The sequence below is a fragment of the Citrobacter sp. Cpo015 genome (assembly GCF_030333035.1).
Taxonomy (GTDB): Bacteria; Pseudomonadota; Gammaproteobacteria; order Enterobacterales; family Enterobacteriaceae; genus Citrobacter; species Citrobacter portucalensis.
Genome location: NZ_JAOWGS010000019.1, coordinates 1,215,127 through 1,241,031 on the forward strand (window position 1 = coordinate 1,215,127; position 25,905 = coordinate 1,241,031).

At 51.2% G+C, this 25,905-nt stretch carries 24 protein-coding genes; 19 read left to right on the plus strand and 5 right to left on the minus strand.

Annotated elements, in window-relative coordinates:
- The first annotated feature begins 142 nt into the window (after positions 1-142).
- The 3 genes from OGY67_RS23695 to tus all read left to right on the plus strand — a co-directional run bounded on the left by OGY67_RS23695 (position 143) and on the right by tus (position 3,196).
- Positions 143-661 carry a hypothetical protein gene (locus OGY67_RS23695; RefSeq protein WP_079933994.1) on the plus strand — a complete coding sequence of 173 codons (519 nt, stop codon included), beginning with the start codon at positions 143-145 and terminating at the stop codon, positions 659-661.
- Between the two features lie 230 nt (positions 662-891).
- The gene (gene rstB, locus OGY67_RS05895) at positions 892-2,193 is read left to right on the plus strand and encodes a two-component system sensor histidine kinase RstB (protein ID WP_286573768.1); all 1,302 of its coding nucleotides are present in this window, start codon (positions 892-894) and stop codon (positions 2,191-2,193) included.
- A 73-nt stretch (positions 2,194-2,266) separates the two neighbouring features.
- Positions 2,267-3,196, plus strand: a complete 930-nt coding sequence (tus, locus tag OGY67_RS05900; protein ID WP_286573769.1) for a DNA replication terminus site-binding protein — start codon at positions 2,267-2,269, stop codon at positions 3,194-3,196.
- Here tus and fumC read toward each other — a convergent pair.
- Entirely contained in the window at positions 3,193-4,596 is a 1,404-nt protein-coding gene (fumC, locus tag OGY67_RS05905) for a class II fumarate hydratase (RefSeq protein ID WP_003028966.1), read from the minus strand. The two genes, tus and fumC, sit on opposite strands and share 4 nt — an antisense overlap.
- Before the next feature lie 141 nt (positions 4,597-4,737).
- A complete protein-coding gene (fumB, locus tag OGY67_RS05910; RefSeq protein WP_008784695.1) occupies positions 4,738-6,384 on the minus strand; it encodes a class I fumarate hydratase in 1,647 nt (548 codons plus the stop codon).
- Positions 6,385-6,646: 262 nt separating this feature from the next.
- Between fumB and manA the strand changes: the two genes are divergently transcribed.
- Both manA and OGY67_RS05920 read left to right on the plus strand, forming a co-directional pair.
- Positions 6,647-7,822 (plus strand): mannose-6-phosphate isomerase, encoded by a 1,176-nt coding sequence (manA, locus tag OGY67_RS05915; RefSeq protein ID WP_100272507.1) that lies wholly within the window; start codon positions 6,647-6,649, stop codon positions 7,820-7,822.
- A gap of 106 nt (positions 7,823-7,928) precedes the next feature.
- On the plus strand, positions 7,929-9,437 hold the full coding sequence (locus OGY67_RS05920; protein ID WP_286573770.1) for a YdgA family protein: 1,509 nt from the start codon (positions 7,929-7,931) through the stop codon (positions 9,435-9,437).
- A gap of 47 nt (positions 9,438-9,484) precedes the next feature.
- Here OGY67_RS05920 and OGY67_RS05925 read toward each other — a convergent pair whose 3' ends face one another.
- Positions 9,485-10,513, minus strand: a complete 1,029-nt coding sequence (locus OGY67_RS05925) for a Mal regulon transcriptional regulator MalI (RefSeq protein WP_286573771.1) — start codon at positions 10,511-10,513, stop codon at positions 9,485-9,487.
- Positions 10,514-10,682: 169 nt separating this feature from the next.
- On the opposite strand from OGY67_RS05925, the gene malX reads away from it, so the two are divergent.
- The 3 genes from malX (at position 10,683) to OGY67_RS05940 (ending at position 15,005) form a co-directional block, all read left to right on the plus strand.
- On the plus strand, positions 10,683-12,275 hold the full coding sequence (gene malX / locus OGY67_RS05930; protein WP_032943348.1) for a maltose/glucose-specific PTS transporter subunit IIBC: 1,593 nt from the start codon (positions 10,683-10,685) through the stop codon (positions 12,273-12,275).
- Positions 12,276-12,285: 10 nt separating this feature from the next.
- A complete protein-coding gene (locus tag OGY67_RS05935; protein WP_191226054.1) occupies positions 12,286-13,458 on the plus strand; it encodes a MalY/PatB family protein in 1,173 nt (390 codons plus the stop codon).
- Positions 13,459-13,655: 197 nt separating this feature from the next.
- Positions 13,656-15,005, plus strand: a complete 1,350-nt coding sequence (locus OGY67_RS05940; RefSeq protein WP_071446494.1) for a sensor domain-containing diguanylate cyclase — start codon at positions 13,656-13,658, stop codon at positions 15,003-15,005.
- 44 nt (positions 15,006-15,049) lie between these two features.
- On the opposite strand, the gene OGY67_RS05945 is transcribed toward OGY67_RS05940, so the two are convergent.
- Positions 15,050-15,466 carry a DNA breaking-rejoining protein gene (locus tag OGY67_RS05945; RefSeq protein WP_267454589.1) on the minus strand — a complete coding sequence of 139 codons (417 nt, stop codon included), beginning with the start codon at positions 15,464-15,466 and terminating at the stop codon, positions 15,050-15,052.
- A 442-nt stretch (positions 15,467-15,908) separates the two neighbouring features.
- Here OGY67_RS05945 and add point away from each other — a divergent pair, with 442 nt between their 5' ends.
- Positions 15,909-16,910 carry an adenosine deaminase gene (gene add, locus OGY67_RS05950; RefSeq protein WP_286573772.1) on the plus strand — a complete coding sequence of 334 codons (1,002 nt, stop codon included), beginning with the start codon at positions 15,909-15,911 and terminating at the stop codon, positions 16,908-16,910.
- A 104-nt stretch (positions 16,911-17,014) separates the two neighbouring features.
- On the opposite strand, the gene OGY67_RS05955 is transcribed toward add, so the two are convergent.
- Positions 17,015-18,055 carry an oxidoreductase gene (locus tag OGY67_RS05955; RefSeq protein WP_071446495.1) on the minus strand — a complete coding sequence of 347 codons (1,041 nt, stop codon included), beginning with the start codon at positions 18,053-18,055 and terminating at the stop codon, positions 17,015-17,017.
- 241 nt (positions 18,056-18,296) lie between these two features.
- On the opposite strand from OGY67_RS05955, the gene blr reads away from it, so the two are divergent.
- From blr to nth, 10 genes are all read left to right on the plus strand, one after another.
- Positions 18,297-18,422: a division septum protein Blr gene (blr, locus tag OGY67_RS05960; protein ID WP_003029134.1), complete on the plus strand. Its 126-nt coding sequence runs from the start codon at positions 18,297-18,299 to the stop codon at positions 18,420-18,422.
- 272 nt (positions 18,423-18,694) lie between these two features.
- The gene (ydgT, locus tag OGY67_RS05965) at positions 18,695-18,910 is read left to right on the plus strand and encodes a transcription modulator YdgT (RefSeq protein ID WP_008784684.1); all 216 of its coding nucleotides are present in this window, start codon (positions 18,695-18,697) and stop codon (positions 18,908-18,910) included.
- A 91-nt stretch (positions 18,911-19,001) separates the two neighbouring features.
- Complete coding sequence (locus OGY67_RS05970) at positions 19,002-19,442, plus strand: DUF2569 domain-containing protein (RefSeq protein WP_020996422.1); 441 nt, start codon at positions 19,002-19,004, stop codon at positions 19,440-19,442.
- Between the two features lie 75 nt (positions 19,443-19,517).
- Entirely contained in the window at positions 19,518-20,099 is a 582-nt protein-coding gene (gene rsxA, locus OGY67_RS05975) for an electron transport complex subunit RsxA (RefSeq protein WP_003029144.1), read from the plus strand.
- Positions 20,099-20,677 carry an electron transport complex subunit RsxB gene (gene rsxB / locus OGY67_RS05980; RefSeq protein ID WP_032943340.1) on the plus strand — a complete coding sequence of 193 codons (579 nt, stop codon included), beginning with the start codon at positions 20,099-20,101 and terminating at the stop codon, positions 20,675-20,677. The genes rsxA and rsxB overlap by 1 nt, the downstream gene beginning before the upstream one ends.
- A complete protein-coding gene (rsxC, locus tag OGY67_RS05985) occupies positions 20,670-22,787 on the plus strand; it encodes an electron transport complex subunit RsxC (protein ID WP_286573773.1) in 2,118 nt (705 codons plus the stop codon). The genes rsxB and rsxC overlap by 8 nt, the downstream gene beginning before the upstream one ends.
- Positions 22,788-23,840: an electron transport complex subunit RsxD gene (gene rsxD / locus OGY67_RS05990; RefSeq protein ID WP_234692943.1), complete on the plus strand. Its 1,053-nt coding sequence runs from the start codon at positions 22,788-22,790 to the stop codon at positions 23,838-23,840. It begins immediately after the preceding gene.
- A gap of 9 nt (positions 23,841-23,849) precedes the next feature.
- Positions 23,850-24,470, plus strand: coding sequence for an electron transport complex subunit RsxG (gene rsxG / locus OGY67_RS05995; RefSeq protein ID WP_008784679.1), 621 nt, complete (start codon positions 23,850-23,852; stop codon positions 24,468-24,470).
- 2 nt (positions 24,471-24,472) lie between these two features.
- Complete coding sequence (locus OGY67_RS06000; protein ID WP_008784678.1) at positions 24,473-25,165, plus strand: electron transport complex subunit E; 693 nt, start codon at positions 24,473-24,475, stop codon at positions 25,163-25,165.
- Positions 25,165-25,800 (plus strand): endonuclease III, encoded by a 636-nt coding sequence (gene nth, locus OGY67_RS06005; protein WP_234692944.1) that lies wholly within the window; start codon positions 25,165-25,167, stop codon positions 25,798-25,800. Before OGY67_RS06000 ends, nth begins: the two co-directional genes overlap by 1 nt.
- Positions 25,801-25,905: the final 105 nt, after the last annotated feature.

Sequence of the window (25,905 nt, forward strand, 5' to 3'; positions counted from 1 at the left end):
TTATGCCTATATCCCCAAAGATAGCGCAAATGCTCTGGTCTGCGGCGTACCTAACAATTCAAACAAGAGAGCCGTTTTCATTATTCAAAACAAATGGTAATTTATTAAACCCAAATGGAGAAATTGTTCTGGAGTCACAAGGATGAGAAAATACTCATATCCATATTTGTTTTTTGTTACCGTCTCATCTCTCGGCGCAATATTTCTCTTTTACTGGTGGAAGGTAACGATATACAGAGCGACATTTCTCTACCCGCTCACATCCAAATACCTCATGCTTATTTCTCTGGCAGTGTCATTGTTAATTACCTTATTTCTGGTAGGTAATGGGATAATGAAAAAAAGTCCCTTCCAAACCTATCTGAAATTATTTGGTGGCATCAGCATTGCCATGGTGCTGTTTTCAGTGATCATGGTTATGGCGATAACCTGGTTCATTCCGGGTGTCCCCTCGTCCTATACCGCCACATACGTCTATGCTACAGGAAGTTCTAAAAGTTGTTCGGGGGCTGATGTTGACGATCCGGATCTCGGGACTAACATCAGAATTTGCTATCCCGAAGGTAACTACGAATATAACAACACCATCTACGTTGAGAAACGAAGTAACCTTTTAGGTGCGGTCGTGACATACGCCAGAACAACCCCACCCCGATTTTGATTAACTTACAGCGTAGAAAGCAATGCGTGATCCAGCGAAAGGTCATTCCGCGCCCGTAGGAGCCATAAGAATGCAGAAAAGAGATATACAGTGTACTCTGCGTGGACAAGCACGCCGGATGGTGATCGGAGAACCTTTCTGAACCCACGCATCGGCGGATACCGCTGTGCCCACTTTTCCCCTGAGGGACACGTGCACTCGCTAACTTATTGAGCGTTCGGTGATTTTTTATGAAGAAACTGTTTGTGCAGTTTTACCTCCTGCTGTTTGTCTGCTTTTTGGTGATGACCCTGTTGGTCGGTCTGGTATACAAATTCACCGCAGAACGCGCAGGCAGACAGTCGCTCGACGATTTGATGAAAAGCTCGTTGTACCTGATGCGCAGTGAACTACGCGAAATCCCGCCACGCGACTGGGGTAAGACGCTGAAGGAGATGGATTTAAACCTCTCATTTGACCTGCGCGTTGAACCGCTGAATAAGTACACACTGGATGCCCCAACCATGCAGCGTTTGCGCGAAGGCGATATTGTGGCACTTGACGATCAATACACCTTCATTCAACGCATTCCTCGCAGCCATTATGTGCTGGCCGTCGGTCCGGTTCCCTACCTCTATTTTCTCCATCAAATGCGCTTGCTGGACATCGCGCTGATGGCGTTTATTGCTATCTCACTGGCCTTCCCGGTACTGATCTGGATGCGCCCGCACTGGCAGGAAATGCTCAGACTCGAATCCGCCGCACAACGTTTTGGTGAAGGACATCTGAGTGAACGCCTTCATTTTGACAGCGGTTCCAGCTTTGAGCGCCTGGGCGTAGCGTTTAACCAAATGGCCGACAATATCAATGCGCTGATCGCCAGTAAAAAACAGCTCATCGATGGTATTGCCCATGAGCTTCGTACTCCGCTGGTACGTTTACGTTACCGGCTGGAAATGAGTGATAACCTCACCGAGCAGGAATCTCAGGCGCTGAATCGTGATATCGGCCAACTGGAAGCGTTGATCGAAGAGTTACTGACCTACGCCCGCCTGGATCGCCCGCAAAATGAACTGAAACTCAGCGTACCGGACCTGCCTGCTTGGTTGACAACCCATCTGGAGGATGTGCAAAGCGTAAATCCTGACCGTGCGGTGCAATTACGTCATCTCGAAACTGGCGACTACGGCGCGTTGGATATGCGCCTGATGGAGCGGGTCCTGGATAATTTGCTGAATAATGCCCTGCGCTATTGCCAGTCAACGGTGCAAGCCAGTCTGCTGCTGAACGGCAATCAAGCCACGCTGGTAGTGGAAGACGACGGCCCCGGCATTGCACCAGACGCTCGCGAACAGATTTTTGAACCGTTTGTACGCCTTGATCCCAGCCGTGATCGGGCAACCGGGGGTTGTGGGCTTGGGTTAGCCATCGTCCACTCAATAGCGTTGGCTATGGGAGGGACGGTCGTCTGTGATAAAAGTGAACTTGGCGGCGCCCGGTTTACTTTCCGTTGGCCCGTCTGGCATAACATTCCTGAAATTTCGGCTGCCTGACCTATTCTGCTCGGTGGCCAGGCGGTAGATGTTGTGCTATAAAAAAGTATGTTGTAACTAAAATGGTAAATCTATGGCCCGTTACGATCTTGTTGACCGCCTGAACGGCACCTTTCGCCAGATGGAACAAGGACTGGCGCTTCTGAACGAAAACCTGTTGCAGCAGACGCTGCTGATTGCCCGCGTATTCTCGTTACCGGAAGTGGTCAAAGAGGCAGAGCATGCCCCTCTACAGAGCATTGATGTTAAGCAGCATTTAGGCAAAGAGGCTGAAGCGCTGGCACTGCGCCATTACCGTCACCTGTTTATTCAGCAGCAGTCCGAAAACCGCAGCAGCAAAGCGGCCGTCCGCCTACCGGGTGTATTGTGCTACCAGGTTGATAATGCGGGGCAATGTGCTCTGGAAGAACAAATCCAGCGTATAAACCAGTTGAAAACCACCTTCGAGCGCATTGTTACAGTAGAATCAGGGCTGGCGCCGGCAGCACGTTTCGAATGGGTGCATCGCCACCTGCCGGGGCTGATTACACTGAATGCCTATCGCACGCTCACCGTTGTCAGAGATCCTGCCACCCTGCGATTCGGCTGGGCTAACAAGCACATTATTAAAAACCTGAAACGTGATGAAGTACTGCAGCAACTGGAAAAAAGCCTGACCTCACCGCGCAGCGTACATCCCTGGACACGTGAAGAATGGCAGGCGAAGCTTGAACGCGAATATCAGGATATCGCCGACTTACCGCAGCAGGCCCGCCTGAAAATTAAAAGGCCGGTAAAAGTGCAGCCTATTGCCCGAGTCTGGTACAAAGGAGAGCAAAAACAGGTGCAATATGCCTGCCCGACGCCACTAATTGCACTGCTTAATGACGACAACGGTATGACCGTACCGGATATCGGCGAGTTACTGAATTACGATGCCGATAACGTTCAGCATCGCTTTAAACCTCAGGCGCAGCCGTTGAGATTGATTATTCCCCGGCTGCACCTGTACGTTGCGGATTAACTGCCTGGCCGCATGCTGCCAACCATCAGCTCCGGACGTACCCAGCTGTCGAACTCCGCTTCGGTTAGATATCCCAGCGCCAGAGCGGAGGCTTTTAGCGTCAGCCCTTCTTTATGCGCTTTTTTGGCAATTTCAGCCGCTTTATCGTAACCGATATGGGTGTTGAGCGCGGTCACCAGCATCAGCGACTCATTGAGCAGTTGATCTATTCGTTCACGGTTGGGCTCGATTCCCGTCGCGCAATGTTCATTGAAGCTTTCCATACCGTCCGCCAGCAGGCGTACCGACTGCAGGAAGTTGTGGATGACCATCGGTCGATAGACGTTGAGCTCAAAGTTACCTGACGCCCCGCCCATATTGATGGCGACATCGTTACCCATCACCTGGCAGCACAACATGGTCAGCGCTTCACACTGGGTAGGATTGACTTTACCCGGCATGATCGAGCTGCCCGGTTCGTTTTCCGGAATTGAAATTTCGCCAATACCACAGCGCGGGCCAGATGCCAGCCAGCGTACATCGTTGGCGATTTTCATCAGCGACGCTGCCAGCCCTTTTAGCGCTCCGTGGGCATGAACCAGGGCATCGCAGGTGGCCAGCGCTTCAAATTTATTCGGAGCGGTAACGAACGGCGCGCAGGTAATGACCCGCAGTTCGTCCGCGACCCGGCGGGCGTATTCGGGATGAGTGTTCAGTCCGGTACCTACCGCGGTTCCCCCCAACGCCAGTTCTGCCACATGCGGTAAACTGTTTTCAATGTGTCTGAGGTTATGTTCAAGCATTGCTACCCAGCCGGAAATCTCCTGGCCAAGCGTAAGTGGAGTTGCATCTTGCAGATGTGTACGACCAATTTTAACGATATCGGCGAAAGCGTGGGACTTATCACTGAGCGTTTTGGTCAACACATTTAATTGTGGGATCAAAGATTTACGTAGCGCCAGCAGTGCGGCAACGTGCATTGCGGTCGGGAAGACATCGTTCGAGCTTTGGCTTTTATTGACATCATCGTTGGGGTGTACTTTTCGCTCCATCCCCCGCACGCCGCCCAGCAATTCGCTGGCCCGGTTTGCCAGCACCTCGTTCATGTTCATATTGCTTTGCGTGCCTGAGCCGGTTTGCCAGATGGCCAGCGGAAACTCATCGCGGTGTTTATCTGCCAACACCTCATCTGCAGCCTGCATAATAGCCCTGGCTTTATCCTCCGCCAGCAGCCCCAGATCCTGGTTAACCTTTGCCGCGGCGCGTTTCGTCAGCGCCAGCGCATGGATCAGCGAGACCGGCATTTTCTCCGTAGAGATACGAAAATGCTCCAGCGAACGTTGGGTTTGCGCGCCCCAAAGCTTATCGGCAGGAACATCAATCGCCCCCATTGAATCATTCTCGCGGCGTACCGTTACCATTACCTGCTCCTTACATTAACAGTTGATTAGGTTATGTTTCGACATTGCCCATTTGCATTGGTCTTATGAGTATTAACGAGGATAAAGCTGTCGTTTGGTGGTTCGTGCGGTAAAAAAAACCGCCCCGAAGGGCGGCTGACGTTACTTAACGCAGCGTGCGCACTGCGACGTCTGAATTTGCTTGAAGAAATCGTTGCCTTTGTCATCAACCAGAATAAATGCCGGGAAATCTTCTACTTCAATTTTCCAGATGGCTTCCATCCCGAGTTCCGGGTATTCCACGCACTCCAGGCTCTTGATACTGCCCTGAGCCAGTACCGCTGCGGGGCCGCCAATACTGCCCAAATAGAAGCCGCCATGTTTATGGCAAGCATCGGTCACCTGCTGGCTGCGATTGCCTTTCGCCAGCATAATCATGCTCCCACCAGCGGCCTGAAGCTGGTCAACATACGAGTCCATACGTCCGGCAGTGGTTGGCCCCAGCGAACCAGAGGCATAGCCTTCCGGCGTTTTTGCCGGACCTGCGTAATAGATCGGGTGATCTTTAACATACTGCGGCAAACTTTCGCCGTTATCCAGCCGTTCTTTCAGTTTCGCATGCGCAATATCACGACCAACAATGATTGTACCGTTAAGTGACAGACGCGTAGAAACCGGGTACTGCGACAGCTGGGCCAGGATCTCTTTCATCGGGCGATTGAGGTCAACGCGCACCGCTTCACCCTCTCCCGCCTGGCGCAGCTCTTCCGGTATAAATTTGCCAGGATTATGTTCCAGTTTTTCGATCCAGATACCTTCACGGTTGATCTTGGCTTTGATATTCCGATCGGCTGAGCAAGAAACGCCCATTCCAACCGGACACGACGCGCCGTGACGCGGCAGGCGGATCACGCGGATATCATGCGCGAAGTACTTCCCACCAAACTGCGCGCCAAGCCCCAAATTCTGCGCCTCAATCAGCAGCTCTTTTTCCAGCTCTACATCGCGGAATGCCTGACCATGTTCGTTACCTTCTGTCGGCAGTTCGTCGTAGTATTTTGCAGAAGCCAGTTTGACCGTTTTCAGCGTGGCTTCTGCCGATGTTCCACCGATTACGAACGCGATGTGATACGGCGGACAAGCCGCAGTGCCCAACGTACGCATTTTCTCAACCAGGTAATCTTTTAATTTGCCCGGTGTTAGCAGCGCTTTGGTTTCCTGGTACAGATAGGTTTTGTTCGCCGAACCACCACCTTTGGCAATACACAGGAATTTGTATTCATCTCCGTCGACGGTATACAAATCGATTTGTGCTGGCAGATTGGTACCGGTGTTCACCTCTTTATACATATCCAGCGCGGCGTTTTGTGAATAGCGCAGGTTGTCTTCGATGTAGGTGTTATAGACGCCTCGTGCCAGCGCCTCCTCATCACCCCCACCGGTCCAGACACGCTGACCTTTTTTACCCACGATAATCGCAGTTCCGGTGTCCTGACAGGTCGGCAAAATGCCTTTTGCCGCGATGTCAGAGTTACGCAGGAATTGCAGGGCCACATATTTGTCGTTTTCGCTGGCCTCCGGGTCGCGCAGAATATCAGCTACCTGCTGTTGATGTGCGGGACGCAGCATAAACGACGCATCATGAAAGGCCTGACGAGCCAGCAGGGTTAAGGCTTGCGGTGCAACTTTAACAATCTCCTGCCCTTCAAATTCGGCAACAGAGACATAGTCGCTGGTCAGCAGATAGTATTCGGTATCATCCTTTTTGAGGGGGAAAGGATGCTGATAATGAAAGGGTTTGTTTGACATTGTGCTCTCACTTACTGCTCGGTCTGGTTATTCTCTGGGCAGATGTTCCATTGCCCTGCTTCCCTGCCGCAGATCCGGTTGTAGAAGGAAGAGCTTTCTGCAACCGGAATTACTCAGGGTATTAAAAGCGAGTCACCATATCCTACACATTTTTTTAACAAAAACTGAGACAAGTACGACTTTTTACATGTGCAGGTTACTTCCCTCAGGGTTTCTTGGTTTAATAGCCGTAGAAAATTCAACATTGAAACAGGGCTTGATAATGCAAAAACTCATCAACTCAGTGCAGAACTACGCCTGGGGAAGTAAAACGGCGTTAACGGAACTCTATGGCATTGCCAACCCCACTCAGCAACCGATGGCTGAGTTGTGGATGGGCGCGCATCCGAAAAGCAGTTCGCAGGTTCTGGGCGCTGACGGTCAGACGGTTGCTCTGCGCGACGTTATCGAGCACGATAAATCCGCACTGCTAGGCGAAGCCGTAGCGCAACGTTTTGGTGAACTGCCCTTCCTGTTTAAAGTACTCTGCGCTGCTCAACCACTTTCGATTCAGGTTCATCCTAACAAGCACAATTCTGAAATTGGATTTGCCAAAGAAAACGCCGCGGGGATCCCGATGGATGCCGCCGAGCGCAACTACAAAGATCCTAACCACAAACCAGAACTGGTATTTGCTTTGACGCCTTTCCTGGCGATGAACGCATTCCGCGAGTTCTCTGACATTGTTGCATTGTTACAACCCGTTTCCGCCGCACATCCAGCTATTGCACATTTCCTGGAAGAACCGAGTGCGGAACGTCTGAGCTATCTTTTCGCCAGCTTGCTGAATATGCAGGATGAGGAGAAATCCCATGCGTTGGCGATCCTGAAATCGGCGCTGAACAGCCAGCAGGGTGAACCCTGGCAAACCATCCGTCTGATCGCTGACGTCTACCCGAACGACAGTGGGCTTTTCTCCCCGCTGCTGCTCAATGTGGTGAAACTCAATCCAGGCGAGGCTATGTTCTTATTTGCCGAAACCCCGCACGCTTACCTGCAAGGTGTGGCACTTGAGGTGATGGCTAACTCGGACAACGTGCTGCGTGCCGGACTGACGCCAAAATATATTGATATCCCGGAACTGGTCGCCAACGTGAAGTTTGTCGCCAAGCCAGCAAACCAGTTACTGACCACGCCGGTTGAATCTGATGGTGAACTGGACTTCCCAATCCCGGTTGACGATTTTGCGTTCTCCCTGCATGACCTTACTACTAATGGCGCAGATATCAGCCAGCAAAGTGCAGCCATTTTGTTCTGCATAGAGGGTGAAGCCGTGCTGAGCAAAGGCGAGCAACGTCTGGTTCTGCGACCGGGTGAATCGGCCTTTATTGGCGCGAATGAATCGCCGGTTAACATCAGTGGCGCAGGTCGTTTAGCCCGGGTTTATAACAAGCTATAGCAAGATACTGATATTTTTGACAACTCTTGCTAAGCTGTAGTGAGTTAAAGACATGTCACTCCTCCAGGCGTCTTCAAACGCCTGGTTTTATTTTATGGATATCGAAATGAAAAAATCGCTGGTAGCTGCGGGTGTGGTGGTTGCGCTGGGTATCGTCTGGACGGGCGGCGCCTGGTACACAGGTAAGAAACTTGAAACGCATCTCGCCGAGATGGTGACACAGGCAAACGATCAGTTAAAACGTTTCTCCCCTGAGGCGGGCATTGAACTGAGTTATCAAAACTACCAGCGCGGGGTGTTCAATAGCCAACTGCAATTGGTGGTGAAACCAATCGCCGGGCAGGCAGATTCCTGGCTAAAACCGGGGCAAAGTATCGTCCTGAATGAAACCGTCGATCACGGTCCATTCCCGCTGGCTCAGTTGAAATCACTGAATCTGGTCCCGGCTATGGCCTCCGTGAAAACGACTCTGGTCAATAACGACGTTACCAAACCACTGTTTGATATTGCCAAAGGTGAGTCGCCATTTGTCATTAATTCCCGAATCGGCTACAGCGGCGATACCCGTTCCGATCTCTCCCTCAAACCACTGAACTATGAGAAAGGCGACGAAAAAGTAGCCTTCAGCGGCGGGGAATTCCAGTTTACAGCAGACAAAGAAGGTAACGCTGTCTCGCTGACAGGCAATGCGCAAAGCGGCGTGGTCAATGCAGTCAACGAGTATGACCAGAAAGTACAAATGACTTTCAATAACCTGAAAACTGAGGGTTCCAGCAGTATTGCCAGCTTTGGTGAGCGCATAGGCGACCAGAAATTGTCACTCGATAAACTGTCGATTTCCGTCGAAGGTAAAGAGTTGGCGGTTCTGGAAGGCATGGGTATTGATGGTAAATCCGATCTGATCAACGACGGTAAAACTGTCAACAGCCAGTTGGATTACACGCTGAACAGTCTGAAATTGCAGGGTCAGGATATGGGTAGCGGTAAACTGACGCTGAAAGTTGGCCAGATTGACGGTGAAGCATTACACCAGTTCAGTCAGCAGTATAGCGCCCAAACCAAGGCGCTGATGGCGCAGATTGATGTGGTACAAAATCCTGAGCTTTATCAGCAAAAAGTCACTGAAGCCTTCTTCAATGCGCTGCCGATTCTGATGAAAGGCGAGCCGGTTATCACCATTGCCCCGCTGAGCTGGAAAAATGCGAAAGGTGAAACCGCATTTAATCTGTCACTGCTGCTAAAAGATCCGACAGCAAATACTGAGGAACCACAAACGCTGGCTCAGGAAGTGGATCGTTCGGTCAAATCACTGGATGCTAAGCTGACGATTCCGGTTGATATGGCGACTGAGTTCATGACGCAGATTGCCAAAATTGAAGGCTATCAGCAGGAGCAAGCGGCCGATCTGGCGAAGCAACAGGTGAATGGCCTGGCGGCAATGGGTCAGATGTTCCGTATTACAACGATGCAGGACAACGTCATCGGCTCCAGCCTGCAATATGCAAACGGCCAGGTTACGTTAAACGGACAAAAAATGTCGCTGGATGAGTTTGTTGGTATGTTCGGTATGCCTTCTCTCGGCGAGCCGGATGTCCCGGCTATTCCGCAACAGTAAATACGCGTGACAACAGGCCCGATAACCGTGTGTTTATCGGGCCTTTTTTATTTTGCCACCGCCAGCCGGGCGGAAAGCGTTAAGTTACGCGAATGACCATCATCGTGCCCAATGCGCTGTAGCATGCGCTCAGCAAGGGTATAACCCATTTCACGCGCGGGCGTGCAGGCCCAAATAATGGGGATATCGTCCAGTGCATTTTCCGCTACATCGGCAAATCCGGCTAACGAGATCTGCTGCTCGAAGTAGCGATCTACGCCAATTTCACCACTCTGACGCCCTGCTCTCATCAGGCCAAACCAGGCGCCAACGGCTATGGTTTCGTTGTAGCACACCACTGCGCTGATCGTTGGGTTACGACGTAATAGCGCGGTCACCTCCTCTGCGGCCTGCTTTTGGCTGGATGAGCACTCCAGCACCCAGTCGCTATGAAACGGTAAACCATACTTTAGCAACGTCGTACAATAGCCGCCGACACGCTCTGCACGGGTCAATGAAGAACTCTGTCCCCCCAACCACGCGATGCGCTGATGTCCATGGCGTATCAGATGTTCAACCAGCAATTGCGCTGCCTGCATGTTGTCAGGCCTGACGGTGTCGACGTCATCCAGGTAGCTGGCCCGAGACGCAAACACTACCGGAATCCCCTTATCGGCGGCCAGTTGTTGTAGGTCGTCGCTACTGCCGGCAGCCCCGGCGATCACCACACCATCAACCCCTTGATTAAGCAGCATAGCGAAACGCTGCGCCAGCTGTTCGCCATCTCTGCCACCATGTAATAAAAAAACCATGCGCCCCTGCGCTTCTAATGCTTCCGTCAGCCCCGCTGTCAACTCGGCGTAAAACGGGGTGGAGAGGTCGCGCACGATCAAACCAATTACCCCGCTCTGCCCGCCACGCAGCGCTGATGCCTGGCGATTACGCACAAACCCCAGTTGCTCAATAGCGGCATTCACCCGTTCGCCGGTCGCGGATGAAATACGGCCTTTTCCACTGAGCACCAATGAGACGGTACTAACCGAAACGCCCGCGGCCAGCGCAACATCATGGATGGTTATTTTTTTGGCTATAGCCATAAAAACGGAAAACTCCCTGATAACGTGACGGATAAAACGTTTTATCAATCACATATATTTATACGCCCTATTATCGTTCGATAATGTGATTTATACCGCACTAAAATTAGGTAAAACGTTTTATCTTCTCGCCATCATTAGTCAGCTAGCTTTTACGAGGAGTCGTTTGATGACGACGAGAACCACACCAAAAATTACGTTATGGGAATTTTTCCAGCAGTTGGGCAAAACCTTTATGCTGCCCGTGGCTCTGCTCTCATTCTGCGGGATCATGTTAGGGATCGGCAGCTCGTTAAGTAGTCATGATGTCTTAACGCTGATTCCGGCATTGGGTAATCCGGTACTGCAGGCTATTTTTACCTGGATGAGCAAAGTAGGCTCATTTGCGTTTAGCTTCTTACCGGTGATGTTCTGTATTGCCATACCTCTCGGCCTGGCCCGCGAGAACAAAGGCGTAGCGGCATTTGCCGGTTTTGTTGGTTATGCGGTGATGAACCTTGCCGTCAACTTCTGGTTAACCGCGAAAGGTATCTTGCCTACCACGGATGCCACGATCCTGAAGGCTAACAACGTACAGAATATCCTGGGGATCCAGTCGATCGACACCGGGATCCTCGGCGCTGTTATTGCCGGGATCATCGTCTGGATGCTGCATGAACGTTTCCACAACATTCGCCTGCCGGATGCACTGGCCTTCTTCGGCGGTACCCGCTTTGTACCAATTATCTCTTCGGTGGTGATGGGACTGGTCGGCCTGGTCATTCCCCTGGTTTGGCCGGTTTTCGCCATGGGCATTAACGGGCTCGGCCACATCATCAACAGCGCGGGCGAATTTGGTCCAATGCTGTTTGGTACTGGTGAACGTCTACTGCTGCCGTTTGGTCTGCATCATATTCTGGTGGCGCTCATTCGCTTCACCGAAGCTGGCGGCACGCAGGAAGTCTGCGGTCACAGCGTGAGCGGCGCACTGACTATTTTCCAGGCTCAACTGAGCTGCCCAACGACACAAGGTTTCTCTGAAAGCGCAACCCGCTTCCTGTCGCAGGGTAAAATGCCGGCGTTCCTCGGTGGTTTGCCGGGGGCAGCGCTCGCTATGTACCACTGTGCTCGCCCTGAAAATCGTCATAAAATTAAAGGGCTGTTAATTTCTGGTCTCATTGCCTGCGTGATCGGCGGTACAACCGAACCACTCGAGTTCTTATTCCTGTTCGTTGCCCCTGTTTTGTATGTAATCCACGCCCTGCTGACCGGTCTTGGTTTCACCGTGATGGCGGTGTTAGGCGTCACCATCGGCAACACGGACGGTAACCTGATTGACTTTGTTGTATTCGGCATCCTGCACGGACTCTCTACCAAGTGGTATTTGGTCCCTGTCGTGGCTGCGATCTGGTTCGCGGTGTACTACGTGATCTTCCGTTTCGCCATCACACGCTTCAATCTGAAGACCCCGGGTCGGGACGTCGAAATTGCCAGCAATATCGATAAAGTCATGGCGGGAGCACCGGGTAAATCCGGTTACAACGTCCCTGCCATTCTGGCGGCGCTGGGCGGTGCGGAAAACATTGTCAGCCTTGATAACTGCATTACCCGTCTGCGCTTGTCAGTAAAGGATATGTCGCTTGTGAACGTACAGGCACTGAAGGACAATCGCGCCATTGGCGTAGTGCAACTCAATCAGCATAATCTTCAGGTTGTTATTGGTCCGCAGGTCCAGTCAGTGAAAGATGAGATCGCAGTTCTAATGAACACCGTACAGGCTTAAGGACAATAATATGTTTGATTTTTCAAAGGTTGTGAACAGGCATGGTACCTGGTGTACTCAATGGGATTACGTTGCCGACCGTTTTGGTTCAGCCGACCTTCTGCCGTTCACCATCTCCGATATGGATTTTGCCACCGCCCCCTGCATTCTGGAGGCGCTGACTCAGCGCCTGTCACATGGCGTGTTGGGTTACAGTCGCTGGAAAAATGATGAATTTCTGGCGGCGATTAGCCACTGGTTTCTATCGCGTCATAATACCCAAATCAATCCTCAGTCGCTGGTTTATGGCCCCTCGGTCATCTATATGGTATCGGAGCTGATCCGCCAATGGTCTTCTGCGGGTGATGCGGTGGTTATTCATACGCCGGCTTACGACGCGTTTTACAAAGCGATTGAAGGTAATCAGCGTCAGGTATGCGCTGTCGGACTTGAAAAACGCGCTGACGGCTGGTTTTGCGACATGGTTGCACTAGAGAAAGCCCTGTCCCGGCCTGAAAGCAAAATTCTCCTGCTTTGCAGCCCGCACAACCCAACCGGTAAGGTGTGGACGCGCGATGAACTGGAAACCATGGCGGAGCTGTGTCAGCGCCACGGTGTAAAAGTCATTTCTGATGAGATCCATATGGATATGGTATGGGCAGACCAGCCGCACATCCCGTGGAGTAACGTCGCGCGCGACAGTTGGGCGCTGTTCACCTCCGGTTCAAAGAGCTTCAATATTCCGGCATTAACCGGGGCTTACGGGATTATTGAGGATGAGAAGAGTCGCAACGATTACCTCAGTGCGTTAAAGGGTCGGGATGGTCTTTCCTCACCTGCAGTGCTCGCGCTTAGCGCACATATCGCAGCCTACCAACAGGGCGCTAGCTGGCTTGATGCGCTGCGGGATTATCTTGCCAGTAACCTGCATTACATCGCGCACGAGCTGAATGACGCATTCCCCGAACTGAACTGGCAGGTTCCGCAATCCACCTATCTGGCATGGATTGACTTGCGTCCACTCAACCTTGATGACCACGCACTGCAGGAAGCACTCATCCATCAGCAGAAAGTCGCCATCATGCCCGGATACACATACGGAGAAGAAGGACGCGGTTTTGTGCGCCTCAATGCCGGATGTCCACGATCCAAACTTGAAAAAGGCGTTAAGGGGTTGATTAACGCCATCCGCACAATACGTTAAATAGTCTTGCGCAATGAAGAACTCATTGCGCAACTCCTTATATAAAAAAACAAATCTGTTTTTTATCGTTTTTTTAATACCAATTCCTCCCTGACTTTTCCTGCCAGTCAAAATCAACAGCAATAAAAATCAAAAAGACAAAATACAAAGCTGAGAAGATAGCCGAAATATAGCGCTGTTTTATATACATAAAAATCATGAATACAACACAAATAAACATTCACAAAAAGAATTTAACTTTTTTTTTACTCCTGTCCCTAACGACATCCATTTTTCTTTGGTATATCCCTTTTAGTAATCAGCGTTATAGCCTCTCTTTTTACCCGGTTATTGCAACCTTTGCTGGTGTATTGCACATTCAGACGGGGTGCTTTATGACGATGAATTACATGAGTTATCGGCGCAAAAAATATCTTTTACCCCTGGCCTGCGCGTTTTATTTCTCGGGGGTTTTCTTATTTCTTGCGCTCTATATTTATTTTTATAAAAACGGCCTTCCTGGTGTCATCTACAATGACATTGCTGTTTTATACTTTATGAGGAACATGTTAATTACGGGGTTGTTTTTTGCAACATACTATTTATATACGTTTAAAAATAAAAAAGAAAAACATGGTAAAACAGTTATTTACGCCACTTATTTATGGTGCATGTTGCATCTGGTAATGGCTATCCTCTACTCCATCCGTATTACGCCAATATCGTTTCAGTTGGTTGACACAGAAACGTTTGAATGGCTTAGACCCTGGCGTGGTAGCTTTATTTATGTCCTCATTATCTTGTGGACCTGTATCGTTTTATTAGGGGCAAAATTAACCCGGCTAAAAACACAGTTTTGGGTAAGTATGTCACTGGTTGCCCTGAGCAATCTGTTAAGTGTCATCATTATGCTGAAGTACACGCATATAGACTCCGCTGGATGGTATCTCGCCAGAGGCCTGGAGTGCCTTAGCGCAATGGCCGTGATGATCGTGCTCATGTCTGATATTTTCAAGCGCTACAAAGCCTCACGTCAGGCCTATGAATTATCCTATGAAAATTCAGTCCGCGACCCGATGACCCGACTTTTCAACCGTGGCTATTTTTATAACGCACTCAGCAATGAGATAAAAATGACAGCGCCCCATAAACCCCTGAGCATTGTCTTTTGCGACATTGATTTCTTTAAGTCGGTCAATGACACCTGGGGACATTTGCAGGGTGACAGAGTGATAATCAAACTGTCAGAAATTATGCAGCGACTGAGTCGGCGTAACGACATCGTGGCACGCATTGGCGGAGAAGAGTTTGCTATTCTGCTACCTGAAACTAACGCAGATGCAGCATTTAACATCGCAGAGCGAATCAGAAAACACGTAGAACAACAAACTCAGGCCACGACTAAAGGTGATTTTCCACGCATCATCACCATCAGCCTGGGTATCGTAACCTCGGTTGATAACCGTTCAGCCCCCGAACAACTTGCTGATTGCGCAGACCGCGCCCTGTATATGGCAAAAAACCGAGGCCGTAATTGCGTTGTGGCCTATTCTGGCGAAGAAGTTTAATCGCAAAGGAAAAGATCACCACCAGGGCGATCTTTTCCTCATGATCAGTTGGTAATTTTCATGTGCAGCTGGAATGCGTTGGTTTTCCCCTCATCCTTCGCCGCGCCTTTTTGATATATTCTGATGGTATACTTACCGCTGGCAGGCAGCGTATTTTTATAAGTGTCACCACTCATCATGCCATCAAAAATGAATTGTTCGCCCGGTGCAATAATACTCATGAAAGGATGAGGCCAGGCGCTTTTCAGAACTGCTTGCATGGTCTGCCCTTTTTTGGCGACAAACGTATAATCTTTTGTTTTATCACCCGTAATTGTCCCCTTGATATCTGCGCCACTGGTGCCTTTCTTAAACTGGATTACATGCGTTTCATCCGCTTTATACGCCGCATGCGCAGGCACAGTTGCCAGCAGCAAACTTCCACAGAACATTGTACTGATAATTAGCTTTACACTTTTCACTTTATTAATACCCTCAGTCGTTATTGTGTTTTTATAACATACCTCGCAGCACATTCATAAACTGGAAAGTGTCCATTTTTCGCTATTAGCAATGTTATTAAATAAATATCCGAATGAAATAACACTGACAGACAGTAATTAAATAAAAACGAGGTAAATAATCTTAAAATAAAATCATTTTATTACACACATGCTGCAGGAAATGCGTTATTGCTTACTTTACGCCCGTCTTACCACCGCAAGGCAAAAGCAACGTGATACGGTCTCAAGGATCAGGGAGTCGGAACACCACTCTGTTAGTACACTAACAGCATGGTCAACAATTTGGCGATGCTTGCTTCCCCATAACCCCGAACTCTGCACTGCTTTTTTTAAAGTTTTTAGAGGAACATTTTTCTGTTGTATAATGGCCTGCACTTTACCTAAATACACGAGTGCGACCATGATTGATACTTCCCTCCCCCTGACCGACGTCCATCGCCACCTTGATGGTAACATCCGTGCACAAACGATCCTGGATCTGGGCCGTCAGTTCAACTTAACGCTTCCGGCACAAACGTTGGAAACGCTGATCCCTCATGTGCAAGTCACATCAACTGAGCCAGATTTAGTGAGTTTTTTATCCAAGCTCGACTGGGGCGTGAAGGTACTGGCCTCGCTGGATGCGTGTCTTCGCGTGGCATTTGAAAATATTGAGGACGCAGCACGTAACGGCCTGCACTATGTTGAACTGCGTTTTTCCCCAGGCTACATGGCGATGGCGCATCAGCTCCCGGTTGCAGGTGTGGTTGAAGCCGTCATCGCAGGCGTACGCGAGGGCTGCAAGACCTTTGGCGTCGAAGCACGCTTAATTGGCATTATGAGCCGTACTTTTGGCGAAGCCGCCTGCTTGCAGGAACTGGATGCGCTGTTAGCCCACCGAGACCATATTACGGCGCTGGATTTGGCCGGTGACGAACTGGGGTTCCCGGGCAGCCTGTTCCTGTCTCACTTCAACCAGGCACGCGATGCCGGCTGGCATATCACCGTGCATGCGGGCGAAGCCGCGGGACCAGAAAGCATCTGGCAGGCCATTAAAGAGCTAGGCGCTGAGCGTATTGGTCACGGCGTTAAAGCCGTTGAAGATCGTGCGTTGATGGATTACCTCGCCGAGCACCGTATCGGCATCGAATCCTGCCTGACATCAAACATTCAGACCAGCACCGTTGCCTCACTAGCGAACCATCCGCTGAAAACGTTCCTTGAGCATGGCGTTATCGCCAGTTTGAATACGGACGACCCGGCTGTTCAGGGTGTGGATATTATTCACGAGTACACCATTGCCGCACCAGCTGCAGGCCTAACGCGCGAACAGATCCGTCAGGCGCAAATCAACGGTCTGGAAATGGCATTCCTGAGTAACGAGGAAAAACGAGCCTTGCGCGAGAAAGTCGCCGCAGCGTAACAGGTAAAGTGCCGGATGGCGCTAACGCTTATCCGGCCTACAATGAAAACCAACGTAGGCCGGATACGATGCCAGGAAGGTATCGCCTTGCACCATTTACCTAATCAGGCAAGGCACAGCGTCGAACGATGTTTCGCTGATTCTATACCCAGCTCAATCAGCTCCATAATTTGGATAGCCTGTCTCGCCGGTACCGGGTTTTCACCGTTGCCGTTTAGCGCATCCCGAATGCCAGCATAGTACGCCGGATAGTTGCCCGGTACGGTCAGCCAGGTTTCTTCAACCTGCTCTTCGCCTTCGACTCGCGTCAATACGCCATCGCGCATATCATAACCCCAGTCTTCCTGTGGAAGTCGCTCGCCATTTTTCAGGCGCTCTTCCTGCGGGTCAAGACCATACTTCACATAGCTGCCACGCGATCCATGCACAATATAACGGGCCGATTCTGCGGCAGCGAGCATGGTGCCATGCAGGATCACACGACGCTGCGGATACGTCAGGATGGCATGGAAGTAATCCGTCGCCTGCGCGCCCGGACGCAGCTGGGCCAGGTCTACCGTCAGGCTGACGGGCAAACCAAACAGATTAATCGCCTGATCCAAAAGATGCGGTGCTAAATCGTACCAGATACCGCTTCCCGGACCGCCCTGTTCACGCCAACGGTCACGAACCTGTGGGCGGAAACGATCGAAATGGGATTCGAAATACGCTACCTCACCTAAAACACCATCCGCCAGCAGAGCTTTCAGCGTCAGAAAATCACTGTCCCAGCGACGGTTATGGAACACAGACAACACACGCCCGAGGCTGCGCGCCAGCGCATCCAACTCACGCGCTTGTGACAGTGTCACGGTAAAGGGCTTATCAACAACCACATGTTTGCCCGCTTCCAACGCTGCTTTCGCTAACGGGAAGTGCGTGTCGTTTGGTGTGGGGATCACAATCAAGTCGATATTTGGATCGTTAAAAAGATGCTTAGGCTCAGCAACAACCGCCACCGTAGGCCAGTCTGCCTTCACTTTTGCTTCATCACTACTGGACACTGCAGCCAGTTCCAGACCCGGTGTGCCCACAATCAGTGGGGCATGGAAGGTTTTGCTGGCATAACCATAGCCAATTAGCCCAACGCGGATGTTGTCACTCATGTTATTGCCTCTCAATTCAGGACTGACCTATTTCACACCATACCTTGCAACGTCTCAATAGTTTAATAACCTTTGCGCTACAAAGGTTGTTTTTTAACTTAAGTCAAACATATGCCACTTATGCTTAACTTGCAGCGAAAAAGAGGTAGAAATCGTTCCCAATCATCTTGCTGTATTAATGAGAGATTAGTAACATTTGCAGCCTGTGTTTATGGATAAATCAAAGCAAATGTCATCAGTAATGAATCGTCTTATTGAATTAACAGGTTGGATTGTTCTCGCCGTCTCCGTGATCCTACTGGGTGTTGCCAATCATATTGACAATTACCAGCCACCAGAGCCCGTTGCGGCAGTGCAGAAGAAATAAGCATCCGCAGCCTTTTATTGCCCGGCAATTAACATTGGTAGTTGCTCGCTTTCTGTCAAAAAAAGCGAATTATGCCGCGTCCCGCTCCGCTGCATATTGCCAGCGATCGCTAAGCGCGTTACCCTTGCTCAAGACGCGCATAGCGCCTGATTTTTCACAGGTATGAACACTCTTCTTACATTTGCACGTAAATGCGTTTTTACCTGTGCTCGTTGTTCATTTTTATATTTTCTACTCCGTTGGTATTATTTTATTAATATGGATCTGCATTTATGACCGTTCAGGATTACTTATTAAAATTCCGCAAAATCAGTTCGCTCGAAAGTCTGGAAAAACTGTTCGACCATCTTAACTACACGCTCACCGATGATAACGACATTATCAATATGTACCGTGCCGCAGACCATCGCCGTGCGGAGCTTATCTCCGGAGGTCGTCTGTTTGATGTTGGTCAGGTACCTAAATCAGTCTGGCATTACGTGCAATAAAGAAGAAAGTAGCGCTCAACGTTAAAAGCTTTATAATAATTGCCCCAAAATGAATGGCATGATTGATTGCGCGCGTAAACCTGGAGAAGAGATGACTACGACACCGGCACAACGTATCGGAGGCTGGCTACTTGGGCCACTGGCCTGGCTGTTAGTCGCGTTGTTGAGCGCTTCGCTGGCGTTATTACTTTATGTCACTGCGCTGGCTACACCGCAAACCTTCAAAACGCTGGGTGAGCAAAGTACGGCAAATTTGCTGTTATGGGGCGTCTCCTTTATTACCGCGATCGCCATGTGGTATTACACACTGTGGCTGACGATTGCGTTTTTCAAACGCAGAGCCTGTGTACCTAAGCATTACATTCTGTGGCTGCTGATCTCCGTGTTGCTGGCGATTAAAGCGTTTGCGTTTTCACCCGTCCCAGACGCTTTTGCCGTGCGCCAACTGCTGTTCCCATTACTGGCTGCAGCACTGTTGGTGCCCTACTTCAAACGATCGCAGCGCGTTAAATCGACGTTTGTGAACCCGTAATAACCCTACAGTTAACCTGTTGTCGCCTGTTGAAGATTGTCAGATAATAGGCGGCTTTTTATTTCAGGCCGAAAAATGACTGATTACCTGCTGCTGTTTGTCGGAACTGTACTGGTCAATAACTTTGTACTGGTGAAGTTTCTGGGCCTTTGCCCGTTTATGGGCGTTTCCAAAAAACTGGAAACCGCAATGGGTATGGGCCTTGCCACGACGTTTGTCATGACACTGGCATCCATCTGCGCTTGGCTGATTGATACCTGGATCCTAATTCCGCTCAATCTCATCTATCTGCGCACGCTGGCTTTTATTCTGGTTATCGCCGTCGTCGTGCAGTTTACCGAAATGGTTGTGCGCAAAACCAGCCCTGCGCTGTACCGCCTGCTGGGGATCTTTTTACCGCTGATCACCACTAACTGCGCAGTGTTAGGTGTGGCGCTACTGAACATCAACCTCGGCCATAACTTTTTACAGTCGGCGCTATACGGTTTTTCCGCCGCCGTCGGCTTCTCGCTGGTGATGGTACTGTTCGCCGCGATCCGCGAACGCCTCGCCGTGGCGGACGTCCCAGCGCCGTTTCGCGGCAATGCGATTGCGCTGATTACCGCTGGTTTAATGTCATTGGCCTTTATGGGCTTTAGTGGTTTGGTGAAGTTGTAATGAATGCTATCTGGATTGCCGTTGCCGCAGTGAGTCTACTGGGTCTGGCGTTCGGCGCTATTTTGGGGTACGCCTCACGACGTTTTGCCGTTGAAGATGATCCGGTCGTGGAGAAAATTGATGAAATTCTCCCGCAAAGCCAGTGTGGCCAGTGCGGCTATCCGGGCTGTCATCCTTATGCTGAAGCGATCGGGTCTCAGGGTGAAAAAATTAACCGTTGCGCCCCCGGCGGCGAAGCGGTGATGTTAAAAATTGCCGCCCTGCTGAATGTCGATCCGCAGCCTATTGATGGCGATGAACAAGACGTTACGCCGGTGCGAATGCTGGCGGTCATTGATGAAAATAACTGTATTGGGTGCACTAAGTGTATTCAGGCCTGCCCGGTCGATGCCATCGTGGGCGCGACCCGCGCCATGCACACGGTAATGAGCGATCTCTGCACCGGGTGCAACCTGTGCGTTGACCCGTGCCCGACGCAATGTATTGAATTACGCCCGGTAGCCGAGACACCCGATAGCTGGAAATGGGATTTAAACACCATCCCTGTGCGCATCATTCCCGTGGAACAACATGTTTAAGTTATTCTCTGCATTCAGAAAAAATAAAATCTGGGACTTTGATGGCGGCATTCATCCACCAGAAATGAAAACCCAGTCAAACGGAACGCCGTTGCGACAGGTTCCGCTGGCGCCGCGTTTCGTTATTCCGCTGAAACAACATATTGGTGCGGAGGGTGAACTGTGCGTAAACGTGGGTGACACCGTGCTGCGTGGTCAGCCCTTAACCCGCGGACGTGGCAGAATGCTTCCAGTCCATGCGCCAACATCAGGCACCGTTGTTGCCATTGCCCCGCACTCCACCGCGCATCCTTCGGCACTGGCTGAGTTGAGCGTCATCATAGACGCCGATGGCGAAGATCGCTGGATTGAGCGAGACGGCTGGACCGATTATCGCTCCCACAGCCGGGAAGAGCTGATTGCGCGTATTCATCAGTACGGCGTTGCCGGGCTGGGTGGCGCAGGTTTTCCCACCGGCGTTAAACTGCAGGGCGGCGGAGATAAAATTGAAACGCTGATCATTAACGCCGCCGAATGCGAGCCGTACATTACGGCAGATGACCGCCTGATGCAGGACTGTGCCGCTCAGGTCGTCGAAGGTATCCGCATCCTGGCGCACATTCTTCAGCCACGCGAGATCCTCCTTGGTATCGAAGATAACAAACCGCAGGCAATATCTATGCTGCGCGCGGTGCTGGCTGATTCACACGACATTAGCCTACGCGTGATCCCCACCAAGTACCCGTCCGGCGGGGCCAAGCAGTTAACACAAATCCTGACCGGCAAGCAGGTTCCCCACGGTGGACGCTCCTCTGATATCGGCGTATTGATGCAAAACGTCGGAACCGCCTATGCAATTAAACGTGCAGTAATCGACGGAGAGCCGATCACCGAACGTGTCGTGACGCTAACCGGAGAAGCAGTCAGTCGTCCGGGCAACGTCTGGGCGCGTTTAGGTACGCCGGTTCGTCATCTGCTCAACGACGCGGGTTTCTGCCCTTCCGCCGACCAGATGGTGATTATGGGCGGGCCGCTGATGGGCTTTACGCTGCCGTGGCTGGATGTCCCAGTGGTGAAGATAACCAACTGTCTTCTGGCCCCCTCTGCCAGTGAAATGGGTGAAACGCCAGAAGAGAAAGGCTGCATTCGCTGTAGCGCATGCGCCGATGCCTGTCCGGCCGATCTCCTGCCACAACAGCTTTACTGGTTCAGTAAAGGGCAACAGCACGACAAAGCGACGGCCCACAATATCGCCGACTGTATTGAATGCGGTGCCTGCGCCTGGGTATGCCCAAGCAATATTCCACTGGTACAGTATTTCCGTCAGGAAAAAGCCGAGATTTACGCCATTAGTCAGGAAGAAAAGCGCGCCGCAGAAGCAAAAGCTCGGTTTGAAGCCCGACAGGCGCGCCTTGAACGTGAAAAAGCAGCACGTCTTGAACGCCATAAGAGCGCCGCTGCTCAGCCGGCGGCCAAAGATCATGATGCCATTGCCGCCGCGCTGGCTCGCGTAAAAGAAAAGCAGGCTCAGGCACTGCAACCGGTGGTCATTCAGGCAGGTGAAAAACCTGACAATAGCGCCGTGATTGCCGCACGCGAGGCGCGTAAGGCGCAAGCTCGTGCTTCCCGTAAGGAAAATCCGCCGCAAAGTGAAGGCAGCAGCACGGGTACAGACCCGCGTAAAGCTGCCGTGGAAGCGGCAATTGCCCGCGCCAAAGCCCGCAAGCTTGAGCAAGAAGCGGTAACAGAAACGGCCGAGCCGGTTGACCCACGTAAAGCCACCGTCGAAGCAGCAATCGCTCGCGCCAAAGCCCGCAAACTTGAACAAGCAGCGGTAACAGAAACAGTCGAACCGGTTGATCCGCGTAAAGCTGCCGTGGAAGCGGCAATCGCCCGCGCCAAAGCTCGCAAGCTCGAGCAGCAGGCGGTAACAGAAACAACCGAACCGGTTGATCCGCGTAAAGCTGCCGTGGAAGCGGCAATCGCCCGCGCCAAAGCCCGCAAGCTTGAACAAGAAGCGGTAACAGAAACAGCCGAGCCGGTTGATCCACGTAAAGCCGCCGTCGCGGCCGCCATCGCACGCGCTCAGGCAAAGAAAGCCGCACAGCAGCAGGTTGTAAACGAGGAATAAATGGTATTCAGAATAGCAAGCTCCCCTTATACCCATAACCAGCGCCAGACATCGCGTATCATGATGCTGGTGTTAATTGCTGCATTGCCGGGGATCGCCGCTCAGCTGTGGTTCTTCGGCTGGGGCACGTTGTTCCAGATCGTTCTCGCTGCCATCAGCGCTATTGCTGCCGAAGCGGGTGTGCTTAAACTGCGTAAACAACCCATTGTGGCAATTTTAAAAGACAACTCTGCGTTACTCACTGGGTTGCTTTTGGCCGTCAGTATTCCGCCCCTCGCGCCATGGTGGATGGTGGTATTAGGCACGGTATTTGCGGTTATCATTGCGAAACAGCTGTATGGCGGGCTCGGGCAGAACCCGTTTAACCCTGCCATGATTGGCTATGTCGTGCTGCTCATCTCATTTCCGGTACAGATGACCAGTTGGCTGCCGCCGCATGAAATTGCAGCCACGGTGCCTGGTTTCTTTGACGCCCTGAACGTTATCTTTAACGGGCATACCGCCAGCGGAGGGGATATGAATTCGCTGCGTATGGGTATCGATGGTATCAGTCAGGCAACACCTCTTGATACTTTTAAGACATCCCTGCATGCCGGACGTACCGTTGAGCAGGTGATGCAATACCCGATCTACAGCGGCATGCTGGCAGGCGCTGGCTGGCAGTGGGTGAACCTTGCCTGGCTGGTTGGTGGCATCGTGTTGTTATGGCAAAAAGCGATTCGCTGGCATATCCCGGTTAGCTTCCTGCTGTCGCTCGCCGTTTGCGCCACTTTAGGTTGGATTTTTTCGCCAGACTCACTGGCATCGCCTCAGTTGCATTTGCTTTCCGGCGCGACGATGTTAGGTGCGTTCTTTATTCTTACCGATCCCGTTACAGCATCAACAACCAACCGTGGTCGTCTGATTTTTGGCGCGCTTGCGGGCCTGTTAGTGTGGTTGATACGCAGTTTTGGTGGTTATCCTGATGGCGTGGCTTTTGCCGTGTTGCTGGCCAATATCACGGTTCCCCTGATTGATTATTACACCCGCCCTCGCGTGTACGGACATCGCTAAGGACTAGATATGCTGAAAACGATTCGTAAACACGGTATTACACTGGCGCTGTTTGCTGCGGGCTCAACGGGGTTAACCGCAGCAATCAATCAATTAACCAAGTCAACCATTGATGAACAGGCCGCGATACAGCAAAAAACGCTGTTCGATCAGGTTCTGCCTGGCAATCGCTACAATAATAACTTGTCTGAAAGTTGTTATCTGGTCAATGCGCCGGCGTTAGGCAAAGGTACGCACCGTGTATATATTGCCCGCCAGGACGATCGTCCTGTTGCTGCGATTCTTGAAGCTACGGCGCCAGATGGTTATTCCGGGGCGATTCAACTGCTGGTGGGTGTCGATTTCACGGGTACCGTGTTGGGTACGCGTGTTACCGAACACCATGAAACGCCTGGGCTGGGCGATAAAATCGAACTGCGACTGTCCGACTGGATCACCCATTTTAGCGGTAAAACAATTTCTGCGGATAACACCTCTCACTGGGCAGTGAAAAAAGATGGCGGCGACTTTGACCAGTTTACTGGCGCAACCATTACACCACGTGCGGTGGTTAACGCGGTTAAACGTGCCGGCCTGTATGCGCAGACGCTGCCTGCGCAACTCCCTCAACTTAGCGCCTGTGGAGAATAACCATGAGCGAAATTAAAGACGTGATTGTCCAGGGGTTATGGAAAAATAACTCCGCGCTTGTGCAACTACTCGGGATGTGTCCGCTGTTGGCCGTCACTTCTACCGCAACTAACGCGCTGGGTCTTGGACTTGCGACTACGCTCGTCCTGACGCTGACCAACCTGACGATTTCAGCCCTTCGCCGCTGGACACCGCCAGAAATTCGTATTCCGATTTATGTCATGATTATCGCCTCCGTGGTGAGTGCGGTACAGATGTTGATCAATGCCTACGCCTTCGGCCTGTATCAGTCTCTGGGCATCTTCATCCCGCTGATTGTAACCAACTGCATTGTTGTTGGCCGTGCAGAAGCCTTCGCCGCCAAAAAGGGCCCTGCGTTATCCGCACTTGATGGTTTCTCCATCGGCATGGGCGCAACAGGTGCCATGTTTGTTCTGGGCTCGCTGCGTGAAATAATTGGTAACGGTACACTGTTTGATGGTGCAGACGGTTTATTGGGTAGCTGGGCCAAAGTCTTGCGCGTTGAGATCTTCCATACTGATACACCGTTTCTGCTGGCCATGCTGCCACCGGGCGCGTTTATTGGCCTGGGTCTGATGCTGGCGGTGAAGTATCTGATTGATGAGAAAATGAAGAAACGTCGTGCCGAGGCGGCTGTCGTGGACAGTCCCGCGGGTGAAACAGGGAATGCGTAATGAACAAAGCAAAACGTCTGGAAATACTGACGCGCCTGCGGGATAACAACCCGCATCCGACAACCGAGCTTAATTTTACATCGCCGTTTGAACTGTTGATTTCGGTCTTGCTCTCCGCACAAGCGACCGATGTCAGCGTCAATAAAGCGACAGCTAAGCTATACCCCGTCGCCAATACGCCTGCTGAGATGCTGGAGCTCGGCGTTGAAGGTGTTAAGTCCTACATCAAGACAATCGGTTTGTTTAACAGCAAAGCGGAAAACGTAATTAAAACCTGCCGCATTCTGCTGGAACAACATAATGGTGAAGTGCCAGAAGACCGTGCGGCGTTAGAAGCTCTCCCCGGAGTTGGGCGAAAGACGGCTAATGTGGTGTTAAATACCGCCTTTGGCTGGCCCACTATCGCTGTAGATACCCACATTTTTCGTGTCTGTAATCGCACGCAATTCGCCCCGGGTAAAAACGTCGAGCAGGTTGAAGAGAAACTGCTGAAAGTCGTACCCAGTGAATTTAAAGTCGATTGCCATCACTGGTTAATTCTTCATGGTCGCTACACCTGCATCGCCAGAAAGCCGCGCTGCGGTTCCTGTATTATTGAAGATCTCTGCGAATTCAAAGAGAAAGTCGATATCTAATGCTGCCGGGGCATCCTCCTCGCCCCTTACATACATAACGATTAGTTATGCACTCCCCAGCGTTTATTTTCCCGACAATGATGCCATTCAATTGCTCATATCTAA

Coding starts and splice junctions, on each gene's coding strand:
- OGY67_RS23695 (WP_079933994.1), top strand. CDS start 143: ATGAGAAAATACTCATATCCATATTTGTTTTTTGTTACCGTCTCATCT.
- rstB (WP_286573768.1), top strand. CDS start 892: ATGAAGAAACTGTTTGTGCAGTTTTACCTCCTGCTGTTTGTCTGCTTT.
- tus (WP_286573769.1), top strand. CDS start 2,267: ATGGCCCGTTACGATCTTGTTGACCGCCTGAACGGCACCTTTCGCCAG.
- fumC (WP_003028966.1), bottom strand. CDS start 4,596: ATGGTAACGGTACGCCGCGAGAATGATTCAATGGGGGCGATTGATGTT.
- fumB (WP_008784695.1), bottom strand. CDS start 6,384: ATGTCAAACAAACCCTTTCATTATCAGCATCCTTTCCCCCTCAAAAAG.
- manA (WP_100272507.1), top strand. CDS start 6,647: ATGCAAAAACTCATCAACTCAGTGCAGAACTACGCCTGGGGAAGTAAA.
- OGY67_RS05920 (WP_286573770.1), top strand. CDS start 7,929: ATGAAAAAATCGCTGGTAGCTGCGGGTGTGGTGGTTGCGCTGGGTATC.
- OGY67_RS05925 (WP_286573771.1), bottom strand. CDS start 10,513: ATGGCTATAGCCAAAAAAATAACCATCCATGATGTTGCGCTGGCCGCG.
- malX (WP_032943348.1), top strand. CDS start 10,683: ATGACGACGAGAACCACACCAAAAATTACGTTATGGGAATTTTTCCAG.
- OGY67_RS05935 (WP_191226054.1), top strand. CDS start 12,286: ATGTTTGATTTTTCAAAGGTTGTGAACAGGCATGGTACCTGGTGTACT.
- OGY67_RS05940 (WP_071446494.1), top strand. CDS start 13,656: ATGAATACAACACAAATAAACATTCACAAAAAGAATTTAACTTTTTTT.
- add (WP_286573772.1), top strand. CDS start 15,909: ATGATTGATACTTCCCTCCCCCTGACCGACGTCCATCGCCACCTTGAT.
- OGY67_RS05955 (WP_071446495.1), bottom strand. CDS start 18,055: ATGAGTGACAACATCCGCGTTGGGCTAATTGGCTATGGTTATGCCAGC.
- blr (WP_003029134.1), top strand. CDS start 18,297: ATGAATCGTCTTATTGAATTAACAGGTTGGATTGTTCTCGCCGTCTCC.
- ydgT (WP_008784684.1), top strand. CDS start 18,695: ATGACCGTTCAGGATTACTTATTAAAATTCCGCAAAATCAGTTCGCTC.
- OGY67_RS05970 (WP_020996422.1), top strand. CDS start 19,002: ATGACTACGACACCGGCACAACGTATCGGAGGCTGGCTACTTGGGCCA.
- rsxA (WP_003029144.1), top strand. CDS start 19,518: ATGACTGATTACCTGCTGCTGTTTGTCGGAACTGTACTGGTCAATAAC.
- rsxB (WP_032943340.1), top strand. CDS start 20,099: ATGAATGCTATCTGGATTGCCGTTGCCGCAGTGAGTCTACTGGGTCTG.
- rsxC (WP_286573773.1), top strand. CDS start 20,670: ATGTTTAAGTTATTCTCTGCATTCAGAAAAAATAAAATCTGGGACTTT.
- rsxD (WP_234692943.1), top strand. CDS start 22,788: ATGGTATTCAGAATAGCAAGCTCCCCTTATACCCATAACCAGCGCCAG.
- rsxG (WP_008784679.1), top strand. CDS start 23,850: ATGCTGAAAACGATTCGTAAACACGGTATTACACTGGCGCTGTTTGCT.
- OGY67_RS06000 (WP_008784678.1), top strand. CDS start 24,473: ATGAGCGAAATTAAAGACGTGATTGTCCAGGGGTTATGGAAAAATAAC.
- nth (WP_234692944.1), top strand. CDS start 25,165: ATGAACAAAGCAAAACGTCTGGAAATACTGACGCGCCTGCGGGATAAC.